The 21490-nt window shown below is 60.0% G+C and carries 18 protein-coding genes; 2 read left to right on the top strand and 16 right to left on the bottom strand.

The window, feature by feature from the left end; genetic code table 11:
• Positions 1 to 259 precede the first annotated feature (259 nt).
• A complete protein-coding gene (locus G5S37_RS07740) occupies positions 260 to 1267 on the bottom strand; it encodes a methyltransferase (protein WP_165202412.1) in 1008 nt (335 codons plus the stop codon).
• Positions 1268 to 1399: 132 nt separating this feature from the next.
• On the opposite strand from G5S37_RS07740, the gene G5S37_RS07735 reads away from it, so the two are divergent.
• Positions 1400 to 2473, top strand: coding sequence for a transporter substrate-binding domain-containing protein (locus tag G5S37_RS07735; RefSeq protein WP_165202410.1), 1074 nt, complete (start codon positions 1400 to 1402; stop codon positions 2471 to 2473).
• Positions 2474 to 2491: 18 nt separating this feature from the next.
• Positions 2492 to 3217 (top strand): hypothetical protein, encoded by a 726-nt coding sequence (locus tag G5S37_RS07730; protein ID WP_165202408.1) that lies wholly within the window; start codon positions 2492 to 2494, stop codon positions 3215 to 3217.
• A 34-nt stretch (positions 3218 to 3251) separates the two neighbouring features.
• On the opposite strand, the gene G5S37_RS07725 is transcribed toward G5S37_RS07730, so the two are convergent.
• The 15 genes from G5S37_RS07725 to G5S37_RS07655 all read right to left on the bottom strand — a co-directional run bounded on the left by G5S37_RS07725 (position 3252) and on the right by G5S37_RS07655 (position 21487).
• Positions 3252 to 3755 carry a TspO/MBR family protein gene (locus tag G5S37_RS07725; RefSeq protein ID WP_165202406.1) on the bottom strand — a complete coding sequence of 168 codons (504 nt, stop codon included), beginning with the start codon at positions 3753 to 3755 and terminating at the stop codon, positions 3252 to 3254.
• 90 nt (positions 3756 to 3845) lie between these two features.
• Complete coding sequence (locus G5S37_RS07720) at positions 3846 to 4253, bottom strand: hypothetical protein (RefSeq protein ID WP_165202404.1); 408 nt, start codon at positions 4251 to 4253, stop codon at positions 3846 to 3848.
• 156 nt (positions 4254 to 4409) lie between these two features.
• The gene (locus G5S37_RS07715) at positions 4410 to 7541 is read right to left on the bottom strand and encodes a c-type cytochrome (RefSeq protein ID WP_165211439.1); all 3132 of its coding nucleotides are present in this window, start codon (positions 7539 to 7541) and stop codon (positions 4410 to 4412) included.
• 148 nt (positions 7542 to 7689) lie between these two features.
• On the bottom strand, positions 7690 to 8676 hold the full coding sequence (locus tag G5S37_RS07710; protein ID WP_165202402.1) for a malate dehydrogenase: 987 nt from the start codon (positions 8674 to 8676) through the stop codon (positions 7690 to 7692).
• Between the two features lie 248 nt (positions 8677 to 8924).
• Entirely contained in the window at positions 8925 to 9671 is a 747-nt protein-coding gene (gene pyrF / locus G5S37_RS07705; protein WP_165202400.1) for an orotidine-5'-phosphate decarboxylase, read from the bottom strand.
• A 72-nt stretch (positions 9672 to 9743) separates the two neighbouring features.
• Positions 9744 to 11159: a neutral/alkaline non-lysosomal ceramidase N-terminal domain-containing protein gene (locus G5S37_RS07700; RefSeq protein ID WP_165202398.1), complete on the bottom strand. Its 1416-nt coding sequence runs from the start codon at positions 11157 to 11159 to the stop codon at positions 9744 to 9746.
• A 116-nt stretch (positions 11160 to 11275) separates the two neighbouring features.
• On the bottom strand, positions 11276 to 11869 hold the full coding sequence (locus G5S37_RS07695) for a hypothetical protein (protein ID WP_165202396.1): 594 nt from the start codon (positions 11867 to 11869) through the stop codon (positions 11276 to 11278).
• A gap of 140 nt (positions 11870 to 12009) precedes the next feature.
• Positions 12010 to 13284, bottom strand: coding sequence for a dihydroorotase (locus G5S37_RS07690; RefSeq protein ID WP_165202394.1), 1275 nt, complete (start codon positions 13282 to 13284; stop codon positions 12010 to 12012).
• Positions 13281 to 13931: an AAA family ATPase gene (locus G5S37_RS07685; protein WP_165202392.1), complete on the bottom strand. Its 651-nt coding sequence runs from the start codon at positions 13929 to 13931 to the stop codon at positions 13281 to 13283. The genes G5S37_RS07690 and G5S37_RS07685 overlap by 4 nt, the downstream gene beginning before the upstream one ends.
• A 343-nt stretch (positions 13932 to 14274) precedes the next feature.
• The gene (locus tag G5S37_RS07680; RefSeq protein WP_165202390.1) at positions 14275 to 15219 is read right to left on the bottom strand and encodes an aspartate carbamoyltransferase catalytic subunit; all 945 of its coding nucleotides are present in this window, start codon (positions 15217 to 15219) and stop codon (positions 14275 to 14277) included.
• Positions 15216 to 15755 carry a bifunctional pyr operon transcriptional regulator/uracil phosphoribosyltransferase PyrR gene (gene pyrR / locus G5S37_RS07675; RefSeq protein ID WP_165202388.1) on the bottom strand — a complete coding sequence of 180 codons (540 nt, stop codon included), beginning with the start codon at positions 15753 to 15755 and terminating at the stop codon, positions 15216 to 15218. The genes G5S37_RS07680 and pyrR overlap by 4 nt, the downstream gene beginning before the upstream one ends.
• 55 nt (positions 15756 to 15810) lie before the next feature.
• Positions 15811 to 16593, bottom strand: a complete 783-nt coding sequence (locus tag G5S37_RS07670) for a sterol desaturase family protein (protein WP_206026349.1) — start codon at positions 16591 to 16593, stop codon at positions 15811 to 15813.
• A 1175-nt stretch (positions 16594 to 17768) separates the two neighbouring features.
• Positions 17769 to 18176, bottom strand: coding sequence for an AIR carboxylase family protein (locus tag G5S37_RS07665; RefSeq protein WP_165202386.1), 408 nt, complete (start codon positions 18174 to 18176; stop codon positions 17769 to 17771).
• 72 nt (positions 18177 to 18248) lie between these two features.
• Positions 18249 to 19496 (bottom strand): phosphoribosylamine--glycine ligase, encoded by a 1248-nt coding sequence (gene purD / locus G5S37_RS07660; RefSeq protein WP_165202384.1) that lies wholly within the window; start codon positions 19494 to 19496, stop codon positions 18249 to 18251.
• Positions 19493 to 21487 carry an amidophosphoribosyltransferase gene (locus G5S37_RS07655; protein WP_165202382.1) on the bottom strand — a complete coding sequence of 665 codons (1995 nt, stop codon included), beginning with the start codon at positions 21485 to 21487 and terminating at the stop codon, positions 19493 to 19495. The genes purD and G5S37_RS07655 overlap by 4 nt, the downstream gene beginning before the upstream one ends.
• Positions 21488 to 21490 lie beyond the last annotated feature (3 nt).

Genomic DNA, 21490 nt, shown 5'->3' with positions numbered 1-21490 from the left:
CACGATCAAACGCCGTCGCGCAATATTTTGCACGGACATTTTTTGTGCCGAATCGGACAGGAGCGGGCTCGCGGAACTCGCCTGAGTTGATGGTCTAGGGTTGATAGTTGATAGCCTGAGACTGATGCCCAAGCTCACGCAGTGGAGCAAAGAGCACTCCTCACGTCCAGGACACAGCTCATGCTTAGGCCCCCGACCTCATTGTCCGGTACTCTCAGGCTATCAACTATCAACCCTCAACTATTGACCCTTCACCTCCCTACTTGATCCCAATCACCATCGACTCCGGTCCCACCAGGTGCTCCACGCGCATGTCACGGAAGCCCGCTTCCTTCATCCAGCCGATGCAATCAGCGCCGGTGAAGTCGAAGCCACCGTCCGTCTCGACGAGCATGTTCAAACTCATGTGCAGACCGAAGGCGTTTTGTGAACGATCGTCATCGATGATGGACTCATAGACCACCACGGCACCGCCCTCTGGCAGGGCCTCGTAGGACTTCTTCAGGAGCATCTTCTTCGTCTCCAGATCCCAGTCGTGGAGGATGTGTCCCATCAGCACCACGTCCGCCTTCGGCAGTGCATCTGTGAAGAAGCTGCCTGCGGCGAAGGTCACGCGTTCCTTGAGCCCGTTCACGGCGACGTAGTCCGAGAAGATTGGCCCCACCTCAGGCAGGTCAAAGCCGGTGCCGCGGAGGTGCGGATTCGCCAGCGCGATCTGCACCGCCAGGTCGCCTTGCGCCGTACCCACATCCACATAGGTCTTGTAATCCAGCCATGGGAACTGCTTCGCGATGGCCATGTTCGCCCCGCGGCTCACTCCGGACATGGCGCGAAGGAATTCGGCCAGCTTCGCGGGATCCTTGTACAGTTCCGAAAACAAGTCCGTGCCCTGCAGTTTTTCATTCTGTCGCTCGCCGGTGCGGAGTGCCGTGGTGAGATTTCCCCAGAAGGGGTAGAGCCGGTTGTTCGCCATCTCCAGGATGCCGCCGATGTACGAGGGCTTGGCCTTGTCGAGAAACACGTCCGTTTCCGATGTGTTGCGGTACAGGCCATCCTCGCGCTGGAGGAAACCCATCGCCACAAGTGCGTCCAGGAAGTCCAGGGTGCCACGCTCGTGCAGGCCCAGCGCGTGCCGGAGCGTTGCGGCGTCCTGCGGGGCCTTCGCCAGCAGGGTGAAGATTTCTAGCTCCACGGCGCTGAGCAGGGTCTTGGCAGGCCAGAAGGCCAGCCCCGTCTTGAGGATGTTTTCAGGAGAGAGCGGTGTCATGTGCTTCGATGAAGATGAAACCTGTGCTGGTGCGAAATCCGCCGGTTGTGACGGAAGTCCGATGCCTAAACGATTTCATAGCCGCATCCTTGACTCGCGCAACTCTGGTGGAAGTCTCCGCGCACCTTTCACATGCGCTGGCTCTCCACCCTTCTGGCGGCAAGTTTTCTTGCCATTTTCACCCTCCCCGTTCACGCCGAGAAAATCCGCGTGGTTTCACGAGACATTGAGCCGTTCTCCTTTCAGCAGGATGGCAGGCGCGTGGGCTACGCCATGGAACTGTGGGACCAGATCGCACGCGAAGCCGGACTGGAATACGAGGTGCAGACCGTCGGAACCGCCCAGGAGATGATCGATGCCCTGCAAAACAAATCCGCTGATGCGGGTGTGGGCGCACTCAGCGTGACCTCCAAGCGTGAAGAAACCATCGACTTCTCCCAACCCTTCTACGAGTCCGGTCTGCAGGTCCTCGTGGCCGGTGGCGGCGGCAGCTTCACCGACACGCTCTTCCAGCTCGCCGGAAATCTTTTCAACTGGAAGCTCATTGGCATGTTCGCCCTTTTGGTACTGGCCATGCTCATCATCTCCCACCTGGTGTGGATGTATGAGCACAAGGTGAACGAGGACATGTGGCCCAAGAGCTATGCACATGGCATGTGGGAGTCCTTCTGGTGGACCATCAGCACGCTCCTCGTCGGCGGCGCAGACAACAAGGGACCGGTGGGTGTAGCGGGCCGTTTGATTGCCATTGTGTGGATGCTCCTGAGCATCGTGCTGGTTTCACTCCTCACGGCGTCCTTCACCACCACCATGACCATCAACACCCTCAAGGGTGACATCAATGGCCCCGGCGACCTTCCCGGACGCAATGTGGCCACCATCAAGGGCAGCACGTCCGAAGGGTGGCTCAATGCACGCGGCGCCAAGGTGCAGTCCTTTGCCAATGTGGCGGAATGTATCCAGGCGCTCCAGGCGAAGAAAGTGCAGGCCGTGGTGTATGATGCCCCCATGCTGCAGTACAACGTCAACAAGCTGCAGGACGACAAGCTGCAACTCGTGGGCACCATGTTTGATCGTCAGAACTACGCCTTCGCCCTCCAGCAGGACAGCCCCTACCGCGAGCGCATCAATCGTGCCCTGCTCGCCCTCAGCGAGCGTGGTGTGGGCCTGGAACTGCGGAAGAAGTGGTTCGGAGACGAGAACTAACCTGACAACTGGCCCCACATGTCTGCACCGGTCGCCTTCAAGTGTCCCAACTGTGCCTCACCGCTCAAGGCGGATGACTGGGACCGGGACTCAGGCATCATCCGGTGCAGCTACTGCCGTGCGCTCTCGACGGTGCCCACTGCGGGCTCGGGCTCTGCCGGGAGCACGCAGGGCGGCGCCTCTCCTCGCGTTCGGCCACCAGTGCCCCTCCCCTCCGCACTGACGGTGGACGAGGGAGCTCTGGGACTGACCATTCAGCGTCGCTGGTTCAACTGGAGCGTGCTTTTCCTCATCCCCTTCTGCATCGCTTGGAATGGCTTCATGGTCTTCTGGTATGGCGCAATGTTTGAGCACAATGCCCCGTGGATCTTCAAGCTGTTTCCCATCGCTCATGTGACCGTGGGTGTGGCCATGGCGTACTTCACGCTGGCCACCTTGTTCAATCGCACTCGCATCAGTGTGGAGAGTGGACTGATTCGCATCCGCCACAGCCCCATCCCCTGGCGGGGCAATCAGGATCTCGATACCAACGGTGTAGACCAGCTCTACTGCAAAGAGAAGCGGCACAACGGCAAGAACGGCCCGCACTACACCTATGAAGTCTGGGCCGTCCTGCGCGACAATACCTCGTGCAAAATCCTCAGCACCTCCATGAATGAGGATCAGGCCTTGTTCATCGAGCAGAAGCTGGAGCAGGCCCTCGGCATCAAAGACCGTCCCGTGGCGGGTGAAATCGTGCGATAACGCGACATCTGTTGCCGCGCTGGCACACGCGCGCTCAGAAGGCATTCATGCGCCACAGCGCTGCATTGAGCGCCGTGGCAAAGCCCACCCACAGCAGGTAGGGCACCAGCAACCAGGCCGCGAGCCGATCATGCCTGCGGAATGCCTTCCGTGTGGCAGCAATCATGATGAGCAGCGTAACGATCACGAAAAGTGCCAGGTCAGTACGATGCATGCCAAAGAACACCGGAGTCCAGAGCGCATTCAAGCCGAGCTGCGCGAGGAACAACGTCAGTGCACCGCCGGCACGCGCAAAGCCGTCCTTCCTCCAGACCATCCATGCGCTGATGCCCATGAGCAGGTAGAGCACGGACCACACCGGACCAAAAAGCCAGTTCGGAGGATTCCACGAAGGCTTCACCAAATGCGCATACCAGTCATCTGGCGGAAACCAGACACCCGGCAACGCGGCGGCATAACTAAGCAGCACCCAACCCAGCAACGCCAACAGCGTGATGGGACCGGAGATGGTTCGGGAGTGAGCCGCAGTGAGAGACATGCCGTTCAAAGTATCGCCTGAGAGAATGCCTCAGGACCTGTGAGCAGCACACTTTTCCAGCGCATCGTGAACGCGCCCTTCGCAGGAGTACTATTTTTTCTTCTCCCTCGTCAGAAGGAACGTCAGGTCGCTGCTCCCTTTCAGGGTGAGGCCTGTAAACTTCGTACCTTCCTTGTCCTGATGTTCACCGACCGCAAACGTGTAAGTCATGGGCTTGCCCTTCCCGGCCACGGGCACGAGATTCAGCGAGTCTCCACTGATCGTGTAACTGCCCTTGGAAGCCGTGAGGATGCCCGCGATGCGGTGGCTGTCCTCATACTCGCCGGACGGCTCCAGCTTGAGGGTGCCATACACGGAGGCGGTGGAGCCACCTGTCTGCCCGCTGGCAAAGTACCACGTCCCTGTGATGTCCGGTCCGGCGAATGCGGAACATGCGGAAAGCACCATGGCAATGCCGATGGCGAGGAATTGACGACGGGAAGAAGAACGGAGCATCATGGGTGACGCCCTGTTTGGAGGCGACATCGAATCAGCGCAAGGAACATTGTGCCGGAATTGCAGAGCATTCCGCGTCTGCCCGAGCCTACCCACAAAAAAGCTCCACATCTCGCGACGTGGAGCTCTTGTCTTTCTGACTGGTGAATCCGATGCCGACTACTTCGCAAACCTCGCATCCTGCGGATTTCCGGCAGAGAGGATGTAGGCAATCAGATCGAGAAGTTCGTCCTGGTTCAGCGTGTTGATGAGGCCAGGCGGCATCATGCTCACCGGCTGGGTCTTCTTGCTCTTCACTTCATCGGCGGGCACTTTGGTCAGCGTGGTGGGAGCAAAGGGATTCATCATCACCATCAGGTCGCCATTTTCCTCTGCCACGATGCGACCGATGACGAGGCCGCCATCCTTCTTCTCGATCTGGTGGCTGTCGTACTGATCCGAGATCACCTTGCTGGGCTCAATGATGTTTTCCATCAAGTCGCGCAGCGTGTAGCGGCTGCCAGCACCAGTAACGTCCGGCCCGATGCTGCCGCCATCTCCACCAAAGCGGTGGCACGTGAGGCACAGCGTGGAGGTGAACATGGCCTTGCCGTTTTCGAAGTTCCGGTGCTTCAGACCGTCGCCTTCGGCAAGCTTCAGAACCTCATCGATGGTGTAGGCGCGCCCGGGGCCCTTCGGAGCCACGAAGTTCGCCACCTGCACGGCATCATTCTTCGAGGAGAGGGCATCCAGTGCGGCGCGTTCATCGTCAGGAGCAAAGTTGGCCAAAGCCTCCTGCCGGGTGTTTTCGATGAAGCCCTTGAAGCTGTTGCCACCCTTCCACTGGCGGGCACGGGGGAACCAGGAGAAGTACGTCTCACGGGATTCCTTCGTCCAGCCAGCTGTGGCGTTCCTCAAGGCAAACATGTACGAGATCTGCTGGCGGTTCGGCTGGCTGCGATGCACTTCATCCGCCGCGCGGGCGTAGCCGGTGTTGCGAGCCAGCAGGGCGTCGCTCGCCAGCGCTTCACTGTCATCCTTGGCCGTGGCCATGAGTCCCAGTGTCTTCGCCACCACACGCTTCGACTCCAGGAAGATGAGGAGTTGCGCGAGTTCCAGATTCGCGGCGTTGCTCTTGACGGGATACACGCTGTCAAACTTCTCGGCGAGGTTTGCGCATACCTCCGGTGAGGGCTTGCCCAGGCGTGTGAAGACGAGTTCATACGCCCGCAGAATCTGAAGCTGATGATCGAGATCCAGCGAGTCGAAATCAATGCGCTCCAGCGCACCCAGGAGTGCGGCCTGCAACGGTGCATTCTCCGGTGAAGTCTCGCCCACTGCGCCTGAGGACGCGCCCGCCTTGGGCTTACCCTCCGGCAGCGGCACGGGACTGCCCACGGCACCAATGCGAGCCAGAGCGATGGACGCTTCGATGAGAGCCTGCGGATTCTGCTCCGCGAGCGCCTTGCCCTTCCAAGCCGTCACCGGCTGGCGCTCGATGGCCACGCGTGCAGCGTAGCGCACAAAGCGGTCTGCGCTGGAGAGATGCGGCCACGCCTTGGCAATCGCGTCTTCACCCGTGCCATCTTCATGGAGCTTTTCCAGTTCATGGCGCAGTTTCATTTCCGCAGTCAGTGGAAGCGGCTCCGCGGCAGCGGTGGACTCGCTGCCCACATAAGTCACCCGATACAGCGCACTCTGGGTGCGACGGCCGCCCACGGCGAAATACATGGCGCCATCCTGCGGATGAATGATGAGATCCGTGAGGGGCAGCGGCTTCCCGGAAACGAACTCCTCCTTCACGCTTTCATACGTGCCACCCTTCGGCGTGCTGTGGATCACGTACATGGTGCCATACGTCCAGTCGGCGGCATATACAGCGCGCTGATATTTCGCGGGGAACTTCGCGCCAGTACCGCTCACCACGCCGGTGGGGCTGCCAGGGCCGATGTCCACCGTAGCAGGAAGGCTGTCCGGATAGAACGTGGGCCACTTGCCGGAGCCACTGCGCCATCCGTAGTCCGCACCGCTCACGCAGTGATTGATGCGTGTGGGGCGATACCATGGAGCGCCCATGTCCCACTCCATGTCCGCATCGAACGTGAAGAGTTCACCAGCACTGTTGAAGGCAATGTCGAACTCATTGCGGAAGCCATAGCAGAAGAGCTCCACCTTCTTGCCATCAGGGTCCATCTTGCAGATGTAGCCGCCGGGCGCCATCACGCCGCGAGCGTGGCCATTCGCATCCCACATGCGCGGGAGGATGTGGTCCTCATTCCAGGCACGAGCGGGACGGGAGAGTTCAAAGTTCTCCGGCAGCTTCGTATGGTTGCCGCTGTTGAAGATGATGCTCTTGCCATCCGGGCTCACCACCATGCTGTGCGTGCCGTGCTCGCCACCGCCCGCGATCTTGCGGAGTTGCTCCGGTTCTCCGAAGGTGCCATCGCCATTGTCCTTCAGTCGCCAGATGCCACCGGAGCGCCCGGCATTCTGCGGAGCGCTCATCTCATTGATCATCACGTAGAGACTGTTGAAGGCATACAGCAAACCGTGTGCTCCACCGATCTTGAGGGGCAGAGGCTCCACCTTCGCCTGCTCCTTGCTACCCACAGGAGGCAGGGTCACACGATAGATGCCGCCGTACTGGTCACCCACGAGCAGGCGCCCTTTCGGATCCACCGTCATGCTGACCCACGATCCCTGCTCGGCCTTCGGCACCGTGTAGAGCAGTTCCGCCTTGAACCCCGGCAGCACCACGACTTCCTCCGCAGGGGTGGCCGTAGTGGGGCCATCGTTCTTCTTGTTGTTGTTTCCTTTGGCGCGGTTGCTGGAGAAGACATCGCCCCACGGGCCAGCACCGAGAGGCGCCAGTACTTTCGCAACCGCCCACTCTTCCTTCCCCGTGTCCGTACCCTGCCAGCCTTCGCCGGTTTCCACGGTGGTCTTCTTGCCATCCGCAGTTTCGATTTCAAGCTTCGCGATGAGCGCCGCCGTGCCGCCCTGGTTGCGCGCGTCGAAGCGCAGTTCATTCTCCCCAGATTTCAGCGCAGCCTTCACATCCGCCTTGGTGGCCTCCATCCAGTCCGGATTGGTGAACACCTTCTTGCCATTCAGCAACGCATCCGCGCCGTTGTCACAGGACACCGACAGTGTGGCCGACTTCACCTCGCCCTCGATGGTGAAGGTCTTCTTGAAGGTCGCCTTCTGTCCGTCCGTGGCCTTCGTGGAGGTCCAGATCCACTGGGGAGCCGCAGACAGGGAAAGCGGCAACGGCAGGAGCAATGCGCCGGCGAGGAGTGATTTCAACTTCATCATACGGGTGGGAGCAAAGGGCGAGAAAGAACGGAGGGGCGGCGGGTAATGTTGCAATGACGGCCCTGCCTCAAGCAAGAGTTCTTGATTTAAAAAAAGGCCTGCGACGCGCTCGCGCCGCAGGCCCCGGAAACTGAAGATGTCTGGATTAAATCAGGCCAAGTTCCTTCACCGCATCGCGCTCTTCCTTGAGCTCCTGCACGGTGGCGTTGATCTTGCCCTGGCTGAATTCATTCACCGGCACGCCCTGCACGATTTCCCACTTGGAGCCGTTGCTGCGGATGGGGAAGCTGGTGATGATGTCCTTCTCCACACCGTAGCTGCCATCGGAGCACACGGCCACGCTGGTCCAGTCGCCGGCAGGCGTCGGGGTGGTGAGGGAGCGCACGGTGTCCACCACGGCATTTGCAGCGGAGGCGGCGGAGGAGGAGCCACGGGCCTTGATGATGGCCGCGCCGCGCTGTTGCACGGTGGCGATGAACTCGCCCTGCAGCCACGCTTCGTCCTTGATGACGTCGGTCGCCGCCTTGCCACCGATCTTGGCGTTGTAGAAATCAGGATACTGCGTGGCGGAGTGGTTGCCCCAGATGGCTACGTTGCTCACTTCGCTCACGTGCACACCCGCCTTGGCAGCGAGCTGGGACTTGGCGCGATTTTCATCGAGACGCGTCATGGCGAACCAGCGGTCGGCCGGCACGTCCTTGGCGTTGTTCATCGCGATGAGACAGTTCGTATTGCAGGGGTTGCCCACCACGAGCACGCGCACGTCGGACGCGGCGTTCTTGGCAATCGCCTGGCCCTGGCCGGTGAAGATCTTGCCGTTGATGTTCAAGAGGTCCTTGCGCTCCATCCCGGCCTTGCGGGGCACGGAGCCGACGAGCAGCGCCCAGTTCACGCCCTTGAAGCCTTCGTTGATGTCGCTGGTGGGGGTGATGCTGTGCACCAGGGGGAAAGCGCAGTCGTCGATTTCCATCACCACGCCGCCGAGAGCCGCCATGCCGGGCTCAATTTCAATGAGTCGCAGCGCCACCGGCTGGTCCGGGCCGAACATGGAGCCAGAGGCAATACGGAAAAGGAGGGAGTAGCCGATCTGGCCTGCGGCTCCGGTGACAGCGACGGTGATGGGAGACTTCATGAGAGGAGTAAATGAGGTAGTGGGGACCGTCATCAAAGCCGGGACCGGCAGGAACGCAAGGAGCTACTGGAGAATGGTGCCTGCTACCGGTTGCAGCGCCTTTGGGAATGGCCGCAAAAGAACGCAAAGAGCACAAAAAAGGACCTGATGGCGAGCCGATGAACGAAACCAGCCGATGACAGGTGTTCAAACACCCGCATCCAACCCTTTGTGTTCTTTGCGTTCTTTTGCGGCTATTCCTCCGCAGCCTACTCCCCCCTGATCACCTTCGCCCAAGCCTCCGCCTTCTCGGCAAAGCTCTGCTCAGGTTTGTCATAAAGCACACCACGGGACACATTGATGAGCAGCGGGGCTTTGCGCTCTCCGCCCTTGAGCGCTGCCACGTCTCCGCCCTGCGCGCCGAGGCCGGGGATGAGGAGAGGCACGTCCGGGATGAGAGGGAGGATGTGCGCCGCATTGGTGAGGCCCACCACGAGGCCGCCCTGAGAGGAGAGGCCAGCCATCTCCGTCACATGCTGGAAGATGTGGCGACCGTGCTCATCCTTGAGCAGTTCGATGTCCTTGGCACCCACGTTGGACGTGACGGCGAGCAGGTAGAATCCCTTGTCCTGATAGGCAAGGAAAGGCTCCAGGGTGTCGCGGCCCATGAAAGGATTCAGCGTCACGGCATCGGCCTTCAACACATCGAAGCAGGCCTTTGCGTAGTAGCGCTGGGTTTCGCCGATGTCGCCGCGCTTCACATCGAGCACGACGGGAATGTCGCTGGGAATAGCCTCAATGATTTCCTCCAGCAGCTTCATGCCCTCCCAGCCCATGGCCTCGAAGTAAGCGGCATTCGGCTTGAAGGCAGCTGCGAAAGGCGCGGTCTGCTCGATGACATCCAGCAGGAACTTCCGCGTAGCGTCATCCGCCTTGTCCGCACGGACGTCGAGCCCCACACAGAGGTTGCTGTTGGACTTGGCGATGCGGGCGTTGAGCTTTTCGAGGTAGGTCATGGATCGGAGCGGAAAATCTGTACCCGATCCATGCCCGCCATGCGCCCCGAGGTCAAGTGGTCTGAGTCGGAGTCAGGACCCGGCACGCAGGTCCTTTAGCAGGGCCAGGGCGGTCTCCACCAGCTTCTCCCCCGAGCCCATTTCACAGCGGGCGCTCACCACTTCGTAATTCCCCTGCGGATACGCCTCGCGATTCGGAATGTAGCCGATGCTGCCATTCGCCAACTCCGCGATGTAGGTGTGCTTGTAGGGCGACGCTGCCTTGATGGCCAGACCCAGCTCCACGAAGATTTCCCCGGGCAGGGAAACAACCGCCAGTTCATCGCTGAAGGAAATCACCTGCACCTCCACTTCGAGCGGCTTGTCCTTCAAGTTCACCGTATCCAGGGTGCAGAAGGCCTCCGCTATGGGCACGGTACCGAGCTTTTCCGTGGCCATCCTCGCCACCACGTCTTTCGCCTTCGCAATCTGCTCCTCCGTGAAGCTGCGGCGAGGAAGAACGATACGCACCGACTTGGAACGCGGCGCATGCAGTATGAGCGCTTTCAGGTTGGGCCAGGACTTCTCCGCCACGTCGGCGAGCGCGGTGCCGAGACGATTCGCCTCAGCCACGCCGGACTGCCTAGGTGTGTCCGTCATGTAGTTGTTGTGGTTGATATTCCCACAGCAACCATTGGCGCAGATGGTGATCATCTCCTTTCCCCTGCGCTCACTGAGGATGCGGCAGAGGGCGCCGGGATAGTCTGCGGAAATGCGCGTGCCGCCTCCGATGGAAGTGGGATGCATGGCGAAGTTCACATACGTAGCCAGCGGCGCGGATCGCGTCTCCTTCGCTTCGAAGACGAGCAGGCCAAGATCCGGGTCGATGGGGCCGGCAGGCTTGAGTACTCTCGGATCCAGCTTGCCCGGCTGCCAGATGAGACTGCCATCCTTCCCGATGGCGCGGCGGTTGAAGCTGATGCCCTCCGCCTTGCCCACGGTGGCGGAACCTTTGGCGGGCGTCAGCTTTGCCTTGGCCTCACCCACGGACTGAGCCACGAGTGCTGGTAGCCCACCATTGTACTCCTGACCGGGAGGCGTGTTCACCTTGGTGAGGTCATCCATCATGGAACCTCGGATGAGCTGGGGCCCGGTGTGCGTATGCGTCGCGGAGATCATCACGCGCTCTGGCGGAATGCCGTGCTGCTCGGCGATTAACTTGCGCGAGGCATCGACCATCGCGCGCGTCGTGCTGATCAGGTCCAGCACCACAAGCGCCGCCATCTCTCCATCCTGCTCCACCACCACGGCCCGGGAATATAGCGGGTCCAGCACCTCCTTCGCAGCACGGAACTGGTAATAGCCTGCCAGCGGCGCGCCAGCCTTGGGCGTGATTTCCACCTGAGCCGCGCCAGCGCGGAATTCACCGGCGAAGGCAGCAGGCTGGAAGATGGCCGATGACCACCACGCTGCTGCGAGGAGTGAAACGAAGAAGCGTCGAGAAAGCATGACCGGATGGGAAGTGAAAAGCTCCCATCCAGAACGGTTCACGTGGACCGACTTGCATCAGTCTTTTGTGCCCTCTTCAGCCAAAAAAGTGCCTCCACCACCTTGGAGTCACCAGCTCACTGCTTCTTACTCTTCTCCGGCTCGAACCTTTCGTACTTAAACTCCTCTGTACCTCGTATGAAAACACTGCGCCAACGTCCCGGTCCTGTACCGCTCCAATACACCGTTACCTTCACCGCACCATACTTGTCACCGTCCTCCACGTAGTCCGCGCGTCTGTCATACGGTATGCCGCCGCTCGTAAAATAGACAGGCTCAAACAAGCTTCTGTCAGCACCCGTGTCCCCTCCCCTGGCCAGGATGATCACGGCTTCTGCATAATCCAACCCCTGCTTGACCCGCTCATCGCTCACGTAGCGAACTTCATACAGCTCACGACCTCGAACATGTCCAAGCACCCGAAATGACGCGTGGTGCCCATTGAGTTTCTCCCACGTGTATGAATCCGGCTCATGGAATTTCGGATTCACTTTGAGTAGCGGAATGTGACTCAGATAGAATCGAAGAGGTTCCTTGGAAGAAGGGATCTGGAAAATCGGAGGTTCTTCACCCTTCCTGAGATCAGGGACGGCCTCATATGGGCCGTCGGAGTCCGCACGAGCGACGCACGCAAAGCAGGCAGTGAGCACAAGGGCAATCAGGAGTTTCATCTGGCGGATTCTTGGAGGTTAGTCCCGCACGTTCAACCAAGAAAAGGATGAGGGTTGAGTGGGGAAAGCTATGACTCCCTGCTCAGGAATCTATTCAATAGAGACGCAAGATTCAGAGCTCAGAAAACCGCACCTGCCGACTACCTCGAAAGCAGCACCTCATCCCCCAACACCACCGTGTCCACGCGCCCTTGAAGCGTCTTGTCGTAGAAAGGCGTGTTGATGCTCTTCGACTTCATGAACTGGCGGGTGAACGTGCTGGTCGCGCGAGGATTGAAGACAATGAACTCCGCCACGCCGCCTTCCACCACAGGCACCGGCTCGTGTCCCAACAGGCGGCGCGGCTCTGCGGAGTAGCGCTTCACCAAGAGGTCCCAGCCGAACTTCTCCTCCTTGATGAAGTAGTGGTACAGCGAAGGCAGGGCCGTCTCCAAACCAGTAACGCCGAAGGGCGCGCTGCCGAAGTCGTTGTTCTTTTCGAACTCGGTGTGCGGTGCGTGATCTGTGGCAATGACATCGAACACTCCATCGATCAGCCCCTGCAGCAGCGCGGCATTGTCCTCCTTCGTTCGAAGGGGCGGGTTCATCTTGTAGTTTGTGTCATACTCTCCCACGTCCTCGTGATTGAAGATGAGGTGATGCGGTGCGACCTCGCAGGTGACCTTCACACCTTCTTCCTTGAAGCGGCGGATGGTATTCATGCCACGGGCCGTGGTCACATGCTGGATGTGCACATGCGCTCCCGTGTACTGACCGATGCGAATATCGCGGTCCAGGCAGATCTCCTCACTGATGGCCGGGATGCCTTCGAGGCCGAGGCTGTAGCTCTTGCTGCCCTCGTGCATCGATCCCTTGCCACTGAGTTCCATGGTCTCGCAGTGGCTGGCCACGATGAGGCCGAAGTTCTTCGCGTATTCCATCGCGCGGCGCAGCACCACAGGATTGCTGACCGGGTAGCCGTCGTCCGTGATCATCACCACCCCCGCCGCATGCATCGCGCCGATGGCAGCGAGCTCCTTGCCTTCACGACCCTTCGTAATGGCACCGCTCGTGTAGATGGGAATGCGGCACTTACGAGCCGACTCCAGCACCGTCTTCACCACACCGGCGTTATCGATGGCAGGAGACGTGTTCGGCATCATCACAAAGCCCGTCACCCCACCATTGATGGCCGCCTCGCTGCACGTGCGGATGTTCTCCTTCTGATCGCCCCCGGGCTCCCGTGCATGCACATGCACATCGAAGAAACCCGGGAGGATGACCTTACCAGAGCAGTCGATGACTTCCACGCCCTCGCCAGCCGCAATCGAAGGCGCCACCTGCACAATCTTGCCATCCTCCACCAGCACATCCGCACGGGTGAGCTTGGGGCTGTCTTCACTGGCGATTTCGGCGTGTTGGAAGAGGCGTTTCATGTTTGCTTCAATTCGGGAAATTCTGACTCCAGCGCAAGCCGAAGCTCGGGAAAAACCGTGCTTGGTTCCACTTGCCACCTCCAGACTCCACCACCGCCCTTTGCCACAATGACTGGACCCTCACCAGAGTTGTCGAACACTGTGGCATTGGTGGCCCGACGGGCGAACCAAGGCAGAAATGTAAGCGAACGTTGCCAGCGCTCGCGTAGCCGGTCAACCGGCACGTCGTGCCCGAACTTCCGTACGCGGATTCGCACACGCTTTTCAGAGAGTTCCGGGCTATTCAAAGCCACGTAAAACATTTCGAACGCTCCACCATTTTCGAGAACCTCGGAAACCAAATCGCAATACTTATCGGTACTCAACACCGTTTCCAAACAGACATTTCTACCCGACCTCAGAAGTTCAAGTGTCTCCCGATGGACCTCATTAGCAGATTCGATAAACAACCTCTTCAGTACGTCGGCGCCCATTCTTGAGTCATCAAATCCCGTGAACCCAGCCAAGATGACCTTCTGCAACGTGCGCTCGTCTGCGTTGAGCGATGTGTAGTCTGGGATTCCCAGCTCCTCTCGCACCGACTGTATCAACGTGGACTTCCCCGCCCCGTTTGGACCTGCAAGCAACAGAAGCGAACCTGACGACATTCTCAGGACTTGGTCGAGTATTCGCCAGTGGACTCAGACACGACGGAAGTAGCCGTCACAGAAACCTGTGCATTGACAACGTTTCGCTCTAACTCAGTCATGCGAGACGTGAGCGAGGAAACCACAGACTCCATTTGGTCCACACGGTCTCTCAATGCATCCTCGGCTCTCGCCCTTGTGACGGCCCTGGTAAACGCTGCGGTCACTCTGGAGGTAGCTTCGTCTGTGAACAAACCGCTACCCTTGGGAGATACCGTAACCTCCTTATGCTGCTGGAACGACTCCATAGACATAGCAAAACATGGACCCTCAAATCGATTGTGACAAGGGGCTACCTCGATTGTCATGGATTGACATCCTCGCCCACACTGCCAGGCTTCAGCCAGTACAATACGCTCATCCTCACCGCGATGCCATTCTCTACCTGCTGGTCAATCAGGCAGCGCTCGTAGGTCATCACATTGTCCGTGAGTTCCACGCCGCGGTTCACAGGGCCGGGATGCATGACCCAGACACCGGCGTCGCGGATGCGGGCGAGGCGGTCGTCTGTCATGCCGAACTGGCGGTGGTACTCGCCTAGGCTTGGGAAAAAGGGCACATTCTGCCGCTCCATCTGCACACGCAGGAGGTAGATGACATCCGGCTTCCACGCGTAGAGCTCGGCCCACGATCCGAAGACAGCGATATCCTTGGGCAGCTCCCGTGGGATGAGCGAACTCGGCGCCAGCATGGCGGTGTGCATGCCCATGCGGCGGCACAGGAGATTCGTGGAGCGGGCCACACGCGAGTGCTGGATGTCTCCGATGAAGGCGATACGCGACCCGCGCACATCACCGCCGAAGACCTCCTTCAAGGTGAACACATCCAGCAGCGCCTGCGTGGGATGCGCATGGAAGCCATCGCCGGCATTGATGACGGAGGCGGTGGTGTTTTTCGCGATGAGATTGGGAATGCCGGAGTTGCTGTGGCGTACCACCACATAGTCGGTGCGCATGGCCTCCAGTGTCGAAATGGTATCCAGCACACTCTCCCCTTTCACCACCGATGAAGTGCTCACGGAAAAGTTCACCACGTCCGCTGAGAGACGGCTGGCAGCCACCTCGAATGAGGAGCGCGTGCGCGTGCTGGGTTCGTAAAAGAGCGTCAACACCGTGCGGCCACGCAGCGTGGGGACCTTCTTCACACTGCGCTTGAAGAGATTCTTGAAGGGAACAGCGTTGGTGAGGATGAAGTCCAGTTCTTCATCCGTCAGGCTTTGGATATCCAGCAGGTCTTTACGAGGGGTCATCGACGTCCTCCTTCTGTCACATACACGGCGTCTTCGCCATCCACTTCTTCAAAACACACGGAAACTCGCTGCCCTTCCGGCACCTCCAGATCCTGGCCTACATAGTCCGCACACATCGGCAATTGGCGGCCACCGCGGTCGATCAGTACCGCCAGTTCCACCTTGCCAGGACGTCCATGGTCCAGCAGTTCCTCCAGCGCCGCGCGCGAGGTGCGGCCGGTGTGCATCACTTCATCGAAGAGGATGACGTGCATGCCATCCAGGTCGAAGGGGATGTCCGAGCCCACCAGCTTGGGCATGACCTCCAGCGAATGCAGGTCATCGCGGTACAGGGAGATATCCACCCGCCCGATGCGCAGATGAGGAAGCTTCGGCTTCAGAAGGGAATACACACGCTCCGAGAGCGGCACTCCCCGGCGGTGAATCCCCACGAGAGCGAGGTCCTTGCCCGGTTTTCTCTCCTCAATGGCGGCAGCAATGCGCTCGATGCGCTGGGCGATGTCTTGCTTGGTGAGGATCGGCTCTTTGTCCGGCATTAAAACCCAAGTGTGTCTCTTCTGTCACCGGATGCAAGCGGAAGGTGCGCCCAGCTTATTCCGTGCGTTTCTTCCGTCGGAAGGGATGCAGCATCTGCCCGAGGTAGCTCCGTGGAATCGGCTCATGAATGCCAAAGGACTCAGGCTCATGGTCCGGGCAGCGGTAGGTGCCAAAGAGGATGTCCATGAGCGGTGAGATATTCGCGTAGTTCCCTGCGTCCCGGGCCTTGTCATGGTGCCAGTGATGCAGTTCCGGCGCGCCAATGAGCATGCGAAGCGGCCCGAGGGGCAAACGCACGTTCGAGTGGATGTAGATGGCCCAGATGCCCCGGAAGGCGATGAAGCCCGCCAGCGTCTCCAAGGGAAAGCCAAGAATGAAAGCCGGCAGGTTGATGAGCCCGATGGTGTAGATGGAATCCACCGGATGCTCCCGGTGCGCCGCCAGCCAGTCCAGATGCTCCGCACTGTGATGAATGGAATGGAACCTCCAGAGGAAGCCGACGCGGTGCTGCAAACGGTGGCCCCAGTAGATGAGGAAGTCACTCAAGACGATGACCTGCACCGCCTGCAACCACCACGGCTGCGATGCCACGGCGGTGCGGAAGGATTCCGGCACAAAGGCGTGCAGCCAGCCGCGGCAGACATAGAGCGCTGAGAACACCAGCCCGCTCCACAGCAGATACTGCCCCAGAAGGAAGAAGAGATCCGTCCACCACTCCGGGCGGAAAAACTTCTGCTCCCTCGCGGGAAAGAGCTTCTCCAACGGCCGGAACACGAGCGCCAGAAAAAGGATGCTCAACCCGGTGGAGAGAATAAGACCGGAGATATTCATGTTCATGGCGACGCTGGGGCGTGCGTTGCAGCCGGAAGCTGTGGCACAGCTTCTTCAGCCTTTATGGTGGCAGGCGGAGCGTTCGACGCGGGTGCTTGAAGCTCAGCAGGAAGGGGAAAAACCTGAGGAACTGTTCGGAAAATCGGCCCTGACTTGCTGCTAGTGAAGATGGGTGTTTCCGCACGCGATGGCAGCGCGGAAGGAAGCTTCCCTCGCTCCACCATCTTCTGGATAGCTTCCGTGGGGAAAGGCGGGGTCGGAAGGCTCTTTGAGCCCGCCATCATGACTCGCGATGGAGGTGGCGACTGATTGGCGGAAAGCTGCTTTTGCAGGGACAATGCCTGGGGCTTTCCCGAGCCATCTCCAAGCGTAAGCGTCCCGACAGAACCCACAGAGATGACCGGACCTGCAAAGGACTTGGATCCCGAGAGCATCATGTTTGAGGGCGGCGCAGATGCCCCCTTCCCCGCCGTACGCGGCGGGTTGGGCGCTCCAAGCTCGGATGACTGTGGAGCCAGGCTCGGCGGACTGGCAAGCGAGGAAGGTCCTGCGACATCACTTGTCGTGAATACTTTGGGAACATCCTCTGCCCGCATACCTCGCGTCATCGCCTTGCTACCCGACATAAATACCGGAATTGAAGGTTTGGCCTCTAACGGAGCCGGCGGCGCCACTGCGGGGTTTACATCCTCGTTCGCTTGCGGAAGCGGTACGCCTGCGGAGCGAAAATCATCAGGCGCAAGTACTGCGTTCGAGCGTTTCGAACCCGGCAGAATCGTCATCGCACGCGGGGAGTCCCCCGCCTCTGTCTTGGCACCTTCTCCCTGTGCCACAGCTTGTTGTTGTTGCGGTAACGTTTGCGGCTGAGCCTTGATGTGCGAATACCAGACGAATCCGCCCATCAGCGAGGCGGAGGAGAGAATCACAGCGACACGAGCCGTGATGGACTTGTCAGTCGATGCGGGTGTCATGGCCGGAAGGTAGGAAGGCTGTTATGGAGGGCATCAGACGTGACGCCGTCCTCAGCCCCGTTGTACCGAACCGCCTCCCTGAAGACAAACTCTTTTGCAGCAAGTCGCTTTACAGTCTGTTTACACAGCACAACAAAACAAAAAGGGCGGGTCCGAAGACCCGCCACACATTGCCGAGTCAGCAGACCCGACTTCCTGAATACAGGCACACTACTGCGCCAGCTTCAGGATGCGATGCGCGAACATGCACGCATTGAGACCAGCCTTGCTGTGCAGGCCCACCGTGCCGAGCGGCACCTGTCCGGGCACTTGGCAGATGGAAAGCAGAGCGTCGATGCCATTGAGCGGACCTCCGGGGACGGGCACGCCCACCACGGGATACTCGGTCTGCACGGCCACCACGCCAGGAAGCGCAGCGGAGAGACCTGCCACCGCGACGATCACGATCTTCTCGCCGCTCGCGTTCAGTTCCTTGAGGTACTCGGCGAGTTCCGCATGGTTGCGGTGGGCGGAGAGCACGCGCTCTTCATACGCGACTTTTTCCTTGTCCATGTAGTCGCGGCCGGGCTGCATGAATGCCTGGTCGTTGGCGCTTCCGTAGATGATGACGATCTTCACGAGGGTGTGGTGGTTGGTTGGGTTGGTGCTTGTTGTTGGGGGAGAGAATCGAACGGAGTGCGAAGGTCCCGCTTATTCGAAATGCATTTTCGCGATGTCGCTGCGACGCTGCAGTCCATCGAAGGAGATCGCCTCCGCAGCCTGGTACGCCTTATCACGGGCCTCGTCGCGGGTCGTACCCTGGGAGACCACGGCCAGCACACGGCCGCCGTTGGTCTCGAAACCCTTCTCGCCCTTGCGTGTGCCGCAGTGGAAAACTCGGGCTCCATTCACTCCATCGAGTCCGGAGATTACATCCCCGTTCCGTGAGCTGGCGGGATAGCCCGCGCTGGCGAGGATGACGCAAACGCTCCAGCCATCCACGAAGTGGACGAGGTCGCGCTTGAGCGTGCCCTGCGCACCGGCGAGCAGGTAGTAGGCGAAATCTCCACGCACCATCGGCAGCACGGCCTCAGCTTCGGGATCGCCGAAGCGGCAGTTGTACTCCAGCACCTGCGGCCCCTGGGGAGTCAGCATGATGCCGAAGTAGAGGAATCCACGGTACTTGAGCCCGTCCTTCTGCAGACCGGCCACCGTGGGCTTCACGATGGTCTCTTCGATCTGCTCAAGCAACTCTGCATCCGCGAGCTGGCGGGAGGCCACCGCGCCCATGCCGCCGGTGTTCGCGCCCTGGTCGTTGTCACCGATGCGCTTGTAGTCACGCGCCGGCATCAAGATGTGATAGCTCCCATCACACACGCTGGCGAAGATGGAAATCTCCGGTCCCGTGAGGCACTCTTCCACGATCATGTCACCCTCACCGAAGGTGCGCGAGGTGAAGACTTCATCCAGGAAAGCCACGGCTTCCGCCTCCGTCTGGCACACCGCCACGCCCTTGCCGGCAGCCAGTCCGTCGAACTTCAGAACGACCGGGTAGGTGGTGATGGCACGCAGCGCTTCATGCTTCGTGTGCGCGATGCTGAAGGCGGCGGTGGGGATGTTGTGGCGCTTGAGGAAATGCTTTGCGAAGGCCTTGCTGGCTTCGAGCTGGGCGGCCTCTTTCACCGGACCCCAACAGGGGATACCGGCTTCGGCGCACAGATTTGCCAGACCACGATCCTTCACCAGATAGGCTTCCTCACCAGCCACGCACAGGTCCACCTTCTCACGCTGCATGAATGCCACGAGGTCCAGGAGGTCTTTTGCCTCCACCCGTGTGGCAATCTCGGAAATCGCATCGCTGCCGGGATAGGCAAAAATTTTCGTATCCGGGGCGCTTTCCCGAAGGGCGGTGATGATCGCGTGTTCGCGACCGCCTTTTCCAGTAACGAGTATCTTCATGGTTCCGTGGTAAACAAATCAGTGGGGCGCCCGCCCTGACCGCGCTTGTAGCGGATGTAGGCCTCGTTGGCGATGGCGTTGCCCCCGGGAGTGGGATAGTCGCCGGAGAAGTACCAGTCTCCGGCATTGGGACCGAGAGCGAGATGAAGATTCTCGATGCTCTGGTAAATAATCTTCACCTCGCCGTGCCAGCCGTTCCCCTTGGGACTCACCAGCTCGGCGATCTTCGCGGAGATCTGCTCGTTCGTGAAGTTCTTGTAGATATCCTTCACGTGGTTCACCTGCTCGGCCGCAGGCTTCTTCACTTCCTTGAGGCAGAGGTCATAGGTGCGCTCGATGACATCGTGCTGGAGGTTGTCCTGCAGCAGGGCAATGGCCGCCTGGAAGGCGATGAACTTGCCCAGCTCGCTCATGTCGATGCCATAACAGTCCGGATAGCGAATCTGCGGCGCCGTGGAGACGACAAGGATGCGCTTGGGATTGGTGCGGGAGAGGATGCGCAGGATGCTCTGCTTCAGCGTCGTGCCGCGCACGATGGAGTCATCCAGCACCACGAGGTTGTCCGAGGGCTCCACCACCCCGTAGGTGATGTCATACACGGAAGAGACCAGCAGATCGCGGCCCTCTTCCTGGGCGATAAATGTGCGGCTCTTGATGTCCTTGTGCGCCATCTTTTCGCTGCGTGGCCAGTTCTTCAGGATGAGATCGTCGATGCGATCCTCATCGAGGTTGCCACTCGCCCACATCTCCATCAGCTCACGCTTCACCTGAAGCCGACGCTGCTTGCGCAAGCCATCCATGAACCCGTAGAAGGCGGTCTCCGCCGTGTTCGGGATGAAGCTCACCACGGTGTGTTTCAAGTCATGTCCCACAGCATCCAGAAGCTGCGGCACGAGCACCTCTCCCAACGCTTTGCGATCGTGGTAGATGCTCGCGTCGTTTCCTCTCGAGAAATAGATGCGCTCAAACGAGCATGGACGCGGCTCCAGCGGCTGCGTGAAGGGCTGGATGGAGAACTCACCGTCACTCTTGATCACGGCCACATGCGCCGCGGGGAGTTCGTGGGTGTCCTCTTCATCAAGCTCAAAGACGGAGCGCAACGCAGCGCGCTCGCTGGCGAAGGCGATGTACTCATCCGTCTTCACGTAGAAGCAGGGGCGGATGGCATGCGGGTCACGCATGACAAAGGAGTCGCCGTTGCCGATCACGCCGGCAATCGCGTAGCCACCATCCCAGCCAGCGGCTGAGTCACTGATGACCTGCGCCACATCGAGACGCTTGCTGATTTCCGCGGGAATCTCCACGCCCGTGAGGGTCTCGCGGAGTTCGCGGTAGAGGTCCGTGTGAGCCTCATCAAGATGGAAGCCGATTTCCTCCAGCACTGTCTGTGTGTCCGTGTCCACCACGGGGTGCTGGCCGCGCTCACGCATGAGGTCGTTGAGCTCGCGGACATTCGTCATGTTGAAGTTCCCCAGCACCATCAGGCTGCGGGTGGGCCAGTTGCTGCGGCGGAGGTAGGGATGGCAGGAGGCTTTGCCAAAGCTGCCACTGGTGCCGTACCGCAGGTGGCCGATCAACACTTCACCACCGAACTCGAACTGGTCTTTGATCGCCCTCGGGTCGTGCTCAAACTTCAGGTACTCGGGCTTCCCGTTGCTACGGCTCATCGCGTCCTCAGCGGCCGTCTTGCGCTGCTTGTTTACCTTCCGGGCGATGTCCTTGTAGTCGTCCATCACCTCGCCGAAGACCTCTTCCAGCGAGTTGCTCTTGCTGGAGCGAACGCGGAACATGTAGGGCTGGCCGGGCTGCATGTCCAGCTTGCAGCAGCCGATGCCCATGCCGTCCTGGCCGCGATTGCGCTGCTTGAGCATCAGCCCGTGCAGTCGGTCGAGGCCCCAGAGAGGGCTCTTGTATTTTTGCTCGTAGTATGCCAGCGGCTTCAGGAGCCGCACAACGGCGAGGCCGCACTCGTGCCGGATAGGGTCGCTCATGCT

Source organism: Roseimicrobium sp. ORNL1 (assembly GCF_011044495.1).
Taxonomy (GTDB): Bacteria; Verrucomicrobiota; Verrucomicrobiia; order Verrucomicrobiales; family Verrucomicrobiaceae; genus Roseimicrobium.
The sequence above is the reverse complement of the archived record's forward strand: the minus strand, read 5'-3'. Positions and strand labels throughout refer to the sequence as shown.

Coding starts and splice junctions, on each gene's coding strand:
- G5S37_RS07655 (WP_165202382.1), bottom strand. CDS start 21,487: ATGAGCGACCCTATCCGGCACGAGTGCGGCCTCGCCGTTGTGCGGCTC.
- G5S37_RS07720 (WP_165202404.1), bottom strand. CDS start 4,253: ATGATGCTCCGTTCTTCTTCCCGTCGTCAATTCCTCGCCATCGGCATT.
- G5S37_RS07725 (WP_165202406.1), bottom strand. CDS start 3,755: ATGTCTCTCACTGCGGCTCACTCCCGAACCATCTCCGGTCCCATCACG.
- G5S37_RS07680 (WP_165202390.1), bottom strand. CDS start 15,219: ATGACCCCTCGTAAAGACCTGCTGGATATCCAAAGCCTGACGGATGAA.
- G5S37_RS07730 (WP_165202408.1), top strand. CDS start 2,492: ATGTCTGCACCGGTCGCCTTCAAGTGTCCCAACTGTGCCTCACCGCTC.
- G5S37_RS07685 (WP_165202392.1), bottom strand. CDS start 13,931: ATGTCGTCAGGTTCGCTTCTGTTGCTTGCAGGTCCAAACGGGGCGGGG.
- pyrR (WP_165202388.1), bottom strand. CDS start 15,755: ATGCCGGACAAAGAGCCGATCCTCACCAAGCAAGACATCGCCCAGCGC.
- G5S37_RS07710 (WP_165202402.1), bottom strand. CDS start 8,676: ATGAAGTCTCCCATCACCGTCGCTGTCACCGGAGCCGCAGGCCAGATC.
- G5S37_RS07700 (WP_165202398.1), bottom strand. CDS start 11,159: ATGCTTTCTCGACGCTTCTTCGTTTCACTCCTCGCAGCAGCGTGGTGG.
- G5S37_RS07735 (WP_165202410.1), top strand. CDS start 1,400: ATGCGCTGGCTCTCCACCCTTCTGGCGGCAAGTTTTCTTGCCATTTTC.
- pyrF (WP_165202400.1), bottom strand. CDS start 9,671: ATGACCTACCTCGAAAAGCTCAACGCCCGCATCGCCAAGTCCAACAGC.
- G5S37_RS07715 (WP_165211439.1), bottom strand. CDS start 7,541: ATGAAGTTGAAATCACTCCTCGCCGGCGCATTGCTCCTGCCGTTGCCG.
- G5S37_RS07670 (WP_206026349.1), bottom strand. CDS start 16,593: ATGAACATGAATATCTCCGGTCTTATTCTCTCCACCGGGTTGAGCATC.
- G5S37_RS07740 (WP_165202412.1), bottom strand. CDS start 1,267: ATGACACCGCTCTCTCCTGAAAACATCCTCAAGACGGGGCTGGCCTTC.
- G5S37_RS07695 (WP_165202396.1), bottom strand. CDS start 11,869: ATGAAACTCCTGATTGCCCTTGTGCTCACTGCCTGCTTTGCGTGCGTC.
- G5S37_RS07690 (WP_165202394.1), bottom strand. CDS start 13,284: ATGAAACGCCTCTTCCAACACGCCGAAATCGCCAGTGAAGACAGCCCC.
- purD (WP_165202384.1), bottom strand. CDS start 19,496: ATGAAGATACTCGTTACTGGAAAAGGCGGTCGCGAACACGCGATCATC.